Raw genomic sequence first — 6,318 nt, 5'->3', positions numbered from 1 at the left:
CCTGGAGGCCATGCTGGCCTATGCCGAGGCAGTGCGCGCCGATGGCGCGGTCACTGACGTGGTCAACATCGGCATTGGCGGCTCCGACCTCGGCCCGCAAATGGCGACTCTGGCGCTGGCGGCGTTTGCCAGGCCCGGGCTGCGCCTGCATTTCGTCTCCAACGTCGACGGCCACGAGCTGGATGGTGTGCTGCAGGGCCTGGACCCGCAGCGCACGCTGTTTCTCATTGCCTCCAAGACCTTCACCACCCTCGAGACGATGATGAACGCGCGCTCGGCGCGTGACTGGTTCCTGGCGCGGGGCGGCCGCGACACTGCGCGCCACTTTGCCGCGCTCACCACCAACGTGCCTGCTGCGCGCGAGTTCGGCATCACCACCACCTTCGGTTTCTGGGACTGGGTGGGTGGGCGCTACTCGCTCTGGTCGGCCATTGGCCTGCCCCTGGCCATCGCTGTCGGGGCGGAGAACTTCCGCGCCCTGCTGGCCGGCGCCCATGCGATGGACGCGCATTTCGCTACGACGCCCTTCGCGCGCAACCTGCCTGTGCGTCTGGCTCTGGTCGACCTTTGGTATCGCAACTTCCACCGCTTCACCAGCCGCGGCCTGGCGCCTTATCACAGCGCCCTGCGCCGGCTGCCGGCCTACCTGCAGCAGCTCGAAATGGAGAGTAATGGCAAGCGGGTGGACCGCCAGGGCCGACCTCTGCCCTATGCCACTTCGCCGGTGCTCTGGGGTGAGCCCGGCACCAACGGCCAGCACGCCTTCTTCCAGATGATTCACCAGGGGACCGACGTGATCCCGGTGGAGTTCGTCGCCGTGGCCGAGGCGGCCCACCCGCTCCCGGGCCACCACCAGGCCCTGCTGGCCAATGTGCTGGCCCAGGCCCAGGCGCTGATGCAGGGCCGCGCAGACCCCGGCGGCCATCGCGACTTCCCGGGCAATCGCCCCAGCACCGTGCTGCTGCTTCAGCGTCTGGAGCCCGCCAGCCTGGGCGCCCTCATCGCCTTGCAGGAGCACCGCGTGTTCTGCTCGGGCGCGCTGTGGGGCATCAACAGCTTTGACCAGTGGGGGGTGGAGTTGGGCAAGGTGTTGGCGCAAGACATCACCGCCCGCCTGTCCACTGGTGAAATCGCGGGGCTCGATGGGGCCACGGCGGCATGGGTCACCCGCTTGGCCCGACAATCCGACGCATGAGTTTTGTTGACGCGATCCAATCTGCCCTGACCCAGTACGCCGTTTTCCGGGGTCGGGCCAGCCGCCCACAGTTTTGGTGGTTCATGCTGTTTTGCGTGCTGGCGGTCACGCTGGCCGAAGCCATCGTGGGCGACGTCTTCAGCGGCCTGGTGACCCTGGCCCTGATCCTTCCCACCCTGGGCGTGACCGCGCGCCGTCTGCACGACATCGGCCGCAGCGGCTGGTGGCAACTGATTGTTTGGGTGCCTGTGGTCGGTGTCTTTGTGGCGCTTTACTGGTACGTGCAGCCCAGCGAGCCGATAGAAAACAAGTGGGGGGCTCCGCAGCCCTTGCCCTTATCCACTGATTGAGCACGCGCCCTACCAGGGGTGGCCTGGCGCCTGTCGGTCAAAGCCCCTGAGCCCGTCGGGCTGCCTGGGTGGGGGCCACGCGCTGCTCGATGAAATCTCGCACCAGCGCAAACATGCGCTCCTGATCCCAGGTGTTGCCATCGACGGCGTCGACGGGGAAGTCCAGGATCGGAATACCCGCCTCCTCCAGCGACTTGTTGATGGCCCGGATACCCCACCAGCCCGCAATCGACAGCCCGCCATCGATGCGGTGCGTGCGCGCCTCATGCTCGGCCCAGGCGCTGCCCAGGCCGGGCATGTGCATCTGCTCGGACATCGTGGCGTAGCGGCTGGCCAGCGCTCGGATCGGGTCTCGCGTGCCGTATCGCAGGTAACCATCGCTGGCGATGGACAGGTAGTTCGAGCGCACGAAGACAGCGCCGTACTTCTCTTCGAACTCGGTGAAGAAGTCCAGGTTTTGCCACAGACCCTGCCCCACGTACATCAGTCGGTACTTCTCGTTGGGGCAGACCCACATCGCCTGGTCGGCGCGGTGGCGGATTTCGTCGCGGAAGGCGCGTGCCTGCGCCAGGGCCCAGTCGGTGCCCCGGTGCCACTGGATGCCCATGACCTGGCCCATCACCTCGCCCAAGCGCGCCGGCAGCTTGGGCGCGGTGGCGATGATGGTGCGTACCTCGTCGAAGTACTCCTCCTGCTGGTTGACCCGGTCGAGGATCTCGCGCAGCCGGTCGATGTCCAGCCGCTTGCCCGCCACCCGCTCGGCGGCGGCGATCAGGTCCTGGTACTGAGCCACCAGCGCATCGATGCGGTAGTCGCCGTCCAGGTCTTCCCAGCCCCAGCGGGAGTGCTGCCACCAGTTGACCATCGGCCGATCGAGTACCGGCTGCTCAATCGGGATGAAGGGGGCGCCTGCGAAATCAGCCAGCACCTGGGCGCTGCGCTCATGGATGGAGGTGCACACCAGCGAGGGCGCAGGCAGGCCACCCCAGGGCTTGTCGGGATTCTCGGTGTCCAGCAGCACGCCCAGCGTCAAGGCGGCGTAACGGCTCAGGTTGCGGTGGAAGCCGCTCTTGTCCAGGAAGTCGGAGTAGTAGCCCGATTGGCGCCGCGCCGCCACCAGCCCGGAGTACCAGACATCGGTGATGAAGGGCAGATCGAGCGCCTGCAAAATTTCATGAGGCACCAGTGCACCGACGATGGCGTACGGCTTGCCAGCCTCGAACACGTCTCGGCGCAGGCCGGCAAACCATTCGCGCTGGTGGGTCCGCAGGGTGCGGGTCACCTCCAACTGCGTCAGGGCTTCGTGACGGCGTCGGGCCTCTGCGGTGGCGTCCGCGCTGGCGCCAGCCGTGTGGTTGTGGGGGGTGCTCATCGTCCCGCCTCCTGGTGGGTTGGGCGCGGCACGCTCGCCACGAACGCTTGAACTTCTTGTATCAAGGCCTGTCGGCCTTGCGGTCGGTGGACATCGTGGAACAGCGCGATGGCCGGCTTGCCTGCCTCGCGCCAGGTGCGAAGCAGGCGTGGCGTATCCCACCCGAGCAGCCTGTCACTGGGCGGCACATAAAGCACCACGGCCTCTACCTCGGGGCGAGCGGCTTGCGCCAGCAGCCAGGCCTCACGTGCCTGCGGCGGCCAGACGCCCGAGGAGTGGGTGTCGCGCCAAAGCTTGTCCAAGATGGACGCGGCAGGGTCCCCCTGCATCGCGATGTCCTGGCCGGCGGCCCGTGAGCCCCAAGCGTCGTCTTCGGCGACCACCTGGATACCGGCCTCCGCCAGCGCTTCGTACAAGGTCAGGTCTTGCAGTGGCTCCGACGAGGCCAGGACCGTCCGCAGGCCGGGCGCGCCCGCCTGTGCGTCCTGCAGGGTCCTCAGGCTGGCCTGCATGTCGGCGAGGTAGTCGGCGGGATGCATGAAGAAGCCGGCGCCAATGATTTGCAGGGCCTCTACAGCGTCGAGGCGGCCCTGAAAGCGCAGGTCGCCCAAGCGGCGCTGCAGCGCGCGGACCTGATTGGTCAGGCCGATCGCTTCGCCCAAGGAGGTCTCATCGATTGGGCGCGTGCCCACGCGACCGAGCCGATCGAGCAGGGCGTGAAACCGTCCCTGGTTGTAGGCCCTGACCGCGTCGCGCTGGCTGTGCATCAGGTCATGGATGACGAAGGGTGGGAACTTCGGCGCCCGGCCGAGCCGGTGCAGTTCCTTCATGAAGTAGTACAGCTTGTCGTAGGGGCGGGAGAGGATCAGCAGGTCCAGGAATTCGAACTCGCCTTGCAGGGCGACTTCACACAGGGCCCGCGTCTCGGGGGGCAGCTCGGGGTCGATGTACTGGTCTGCGACAGGGGTAGCAATCTGCAGGTCGGCCGACACCAGCACCGGCATGCAACCGGCTGCCAGAATCGGTTCGATCGGGACCTGGTGGCCAATTCGGCCCACCACGGGCCGGCCGCCTGCGTGCGCGCTGCGTGCGCAGGCCAGACGCTGGCGGTAGCAATCGGCCAAGCGGTGGAAGGCGTCGGAAGTATCGAGGGGGCGGGTCATGTCATATCGCCCCCGCAGCGCGGAGGTCCTGGATGTCTTGGGGGGCGTAGCCGAGCTCACCCAGCACCTGCTCGGTGTGCTCGCCGAGGCCCGGCAGCCGGCCCCCGAGCGAGGGGCCGTCAGCGTCGGCGACGAAGCCGGCGTTCATCAGCGTGATCGGCATGCCATCGGGTGTCTGGCTGTCTTGCAGCATGCCGCGCTCACGCATCACCGGCATTTCCAGCATCTCGCGCGTCGTACGAACCTTGGCGGCCGGCGCACCCGACTCCATCAGGGCGACCTCGAGGTCGGCCGCGTCGTGTGGGGCAATGCGTTGGCTGAGCTCAGCCCGAAGTGCCTCCTTGTGCTCCAGACGGGCTGTCGGCGTCTGAAAGCGAGGGTCGGCCAGGAGGTCGTCTGCCTTGAGCACGCGACACAGCGCCTCCCAATGGTTCTGGAAATTTCCGCTTAGCCACAACCAGCCGTCGCGTGTGCGGAACGGTCCCACCGTGGGGCGGTCCTGAACGACCGCCTGGGTCGCACTGATCCGGTCGCCGCTGATCATCTGGCGGACCAGACCCACCCCCATCAGAAGTGCGGTGGCGTCCAGCATGGCCACATCCAAGTGCTGCCCTTGGCCGGTACGGCCACGCCGCACCAGCGCCGACAAGATGGCCGAATGCGCCACGTAGCCACTGAAGCAGTCGATGCTAAAGCCCCGACCCTGCGAGGGCACGTCCGACGCATCGCCTGTCCAGGCCATGCCGCTGATGGCCTGGATCGTGTGGTCATAGGCGGGCCAGTCGGCCATCTCGCCGCCCTGACCGAAGCCGGAGACGGTGCAGGTGATCAGGGCCGGATTCAGGGCGCGCAGGTCTTCATGGCCCAGGCCCATTTCGGCCAGCGCGCCCGGGCGCTGGTTCTCCACCATCACGTCGGAGACCGCGGCCAGGCGTCGAATCAATTCCTTGCCCCCGGCGGTCTTGAGGTCGACCGTGATTGAGCGCTTGCCGGCGTTCACGGCTGCAAAGGCCGAGCCCACGCTCCAGCCGGGTTCACGAACGAAGGCCCGGAAGTCGTCGCCCACCCCTGGGCGCTCGACTTTCACCACGTCGGCGCCCAGCAAACCCAAGTGGTAGGTACAAAAAGGTCCGGCGAGTGCGTGGGTCAGGTCTAAGACCCGAATGCCCTCAAGCGCCTTCATGGGCGTTCCTCTGGGAAGCGCGCATTCAAGTCAGGCCAAGTAGCGAGACCAGGCCAGGGATCTTGTCCTTGCTCGTGCGGAAATCAGGCGTGGTCATTTTGGGCAGCGCCATGGTTCCGGGAACGCCCCTGATCGGCGAGAAGCCGTCCTTGTTCAGGATGGCCTGCCCCTCTACTGAAAGGATGAAGGCGGACAGCAGCCGTGCGATCGCTGGGCGCGGTGCCTTGGCCATGACGGACAGGCAGGTGTCGGAGGAGACGGTCGGCTGGGGGAAGGACTCGCCGACAGGCGCGTTCTTGGCTACCAGGCCCACCACCACTTGGTGCACGCCCGGGGCGTAGATGGCCTGGGCGCCTGCTGCGATCCGCTGCAGTCCGGGCACAGCGCTGGGAGCAGCCTGACCGTTTTGGCCCAGGGTGCGCAGGAAGGCGTCGCCGTAGGTCTCGCGCATCAGCACATGCCACAGCGCGGGCGAGCCGCCCACGCGCGGGTCGATGAACAGCACGCGGCCCTTGTTCTTCGGGTCGATCAGGTCTTCCCAGCCCTTGGGCGTCTCTTTGATCAGCGAGGTGTTCCAGACCAGCGAATACGGAATGTGCGAGACGATGATCGAGGTGGCTGTCTTGGCCGAGTCCGGGTAGGTCTGGTGACCAGGGATCTCCGTGATGGGGACGTAATACCTTCTGGCGGCCAGCGTCTCCTGCAGCAGCTTGTCGGTGTCCATCACCACGTCGGCCACCGGCGAGCCGCTGTCATGTTCGGCCGTCAGGCGCTGCCCGAGCGCGCCGGAGATCAGGCGCGTCACTTCAATCTCGATGCCGTACTTCTCTTTGAAGCGGGCCACCAAGGCCTGGATGATGGTCGGGTCGGTCACCGCGTACAGCGAGCCTTTGCCCTCTTTACGGGCGGCGGCGATCAGGCCGGCGTCCTGCGCAAAGGCGGGCATCGCAGTCAGCAGCGGCGGCGCCAGAACCACGCCTGCAGCCTGGTGCAAAAAGGTGCGGCGGCTGGCGCCCGTAGGGGTGGAAGGGATGTCGTTCATATCGTCTCCTGGT

Annotated in this window: 6 protein-coding genes; 2 read left to right on the top strand and 4 right to left on the bottom strand. The window is 66.9% G+C overall.

Going from position 1 to position 6,318, the window contains the following annotated elements; genetic code table 11:
- The coding region (gene pgi / locus QE494_RS08630) for a glucose-6-phosphate isomerase (protein ID WP_300042520.1) at window positions 1-1,195 on the top strand (1,195 nt) is incomplete at its 5' end.
- Window positions 1,192-1,545 (top strand): DUF805 domain-containing protein, encoded by a 354-nt coding sequence (locus QE494_RS08625; RefSeq protein WP_300042519.1) that lies wholly within the window; start codon window positions 1,192-1,194, stop codon window positions 1,543-1,545. The genes pgi and QE494_RS08625, both read left to right, overlap by 4 nt.
- Before the next feature lie 37 nt (window positions 1,546-1,582).
- Here the strand turns inward: QE494_RS08625 and QE494_RS08620 are convergent, their stop codons facing one another.
- Genes QE494_RS08620 through QE494_RS08605 form a run of 4 tightly spaced genes read right to left on the bottom strand, consistent with a single transcriptional unit; the run spans window position 1,583 to window position 6,305 of the window.
- Window positions 1,583-2,917, bottom strand: a complete 1,335-nt coding sequence (locus QE494_RS08620; RefSeq protein ID WP_300042518.1) for a 2-hydroxyacyl-CoA dehydratase family protein — start codon at window positions 2,915-2,917, stop codon at window positions 1,583-1,585.
- Window positions 2,914-4,080 carry a 2-hydroxyacyl-CoA dehydratase family protein gene (locus tag QE494_RS08615; protein WP_300042517.1) on the bottom strand — a complete coding sequence of 389 codons (1,167 nt, stop codon included), beginning with the start codon at window positions 4,078-4,080 and terminating at the stop codon, window positions 2,914-2,916. The genes QE494_RS08620 and QE494_RS08615 overlap by 4 nt, the downstream gene beginning before the upstream one ends.
- Window position 4,081: 1 nt before the next feature.
- On the bottom strand, window positions 4,082-5,263 hold the full coding sequence (locus QE494_RS08610) for a CaiB/BaiF CoA-transferase family protein (RefSeq protein WP_300042516.1): 1,182 nt from the start codon (window positions 5,261-5,263) through the stop codon (window positions 4,082-4,084).
- Between the two features lie 25 nt (window positions 5,264-5,288).
- Entirely contained in the window at window positions 5,289-6,305 is a 1,017-nt protein-coding gene (locus QE494_RS08605; RefSeq protein ID WP_300042515.1) for an ABC transporter substrate-binding protein, read from the bottom strand.
- Window positions 6,306-6,318 lie beyond the last annotated feature (13 nt).

It is taken from the genome of Ramlibacter sp. (assembly GCF_029866045.1).
In the GTDB taxonomy this organism is placed as follows: domain Bacteria; phylum Pseudomonadota; class Gammaproteobacteria; order Burkholderiales; family Burkholderiaceae_C; genus Ramlibacter.
Note: the sequence above shows the minus strand (reverse complement) of the source record. Positions and strands in the feature narration are given on the sequence as shown.

Excerpts from the sequence above, each read along its gene's own strand:
- QE494_RS08615 (WP_300042517.1), bottom strand. The coding sequence starts at position 4,080 with ATGACCCGCCCCCTCGATACTTCCGACGCCTTCCACCGCTTGGCCGAT.
- QE494_RS08625 (WP_300042519.1), top strand. The coding sequence starts at position 1,192 with ATGAGTTTTGTTGACGCGATCCAATCTGCCCTGACCCAGTACGCCGTT.
- QE494_RS08605 (WP_300042515.1), bottom strand. The coding sequence starts at position 6,305 with ATGAACGACATCCCTTCCACCCCTACGGGCGCCAGCCGCCGCACCTTT.
- QE494_RS08620 (WP_300042518.1), bottom strand. The coding sequence starts at position 2,917 with ATGAGCACCCCCCACAACCACACGGCTGGCGCCAGCGCGGACGCCACC.
- QE494_RS08610 (WP_300042516.1), bottom strand. The coding sequence starts at position 5,263 with ATGAAGGCGCTTGAGGGCATTCGGGTCTTAGACCTGACCCACGCACTC.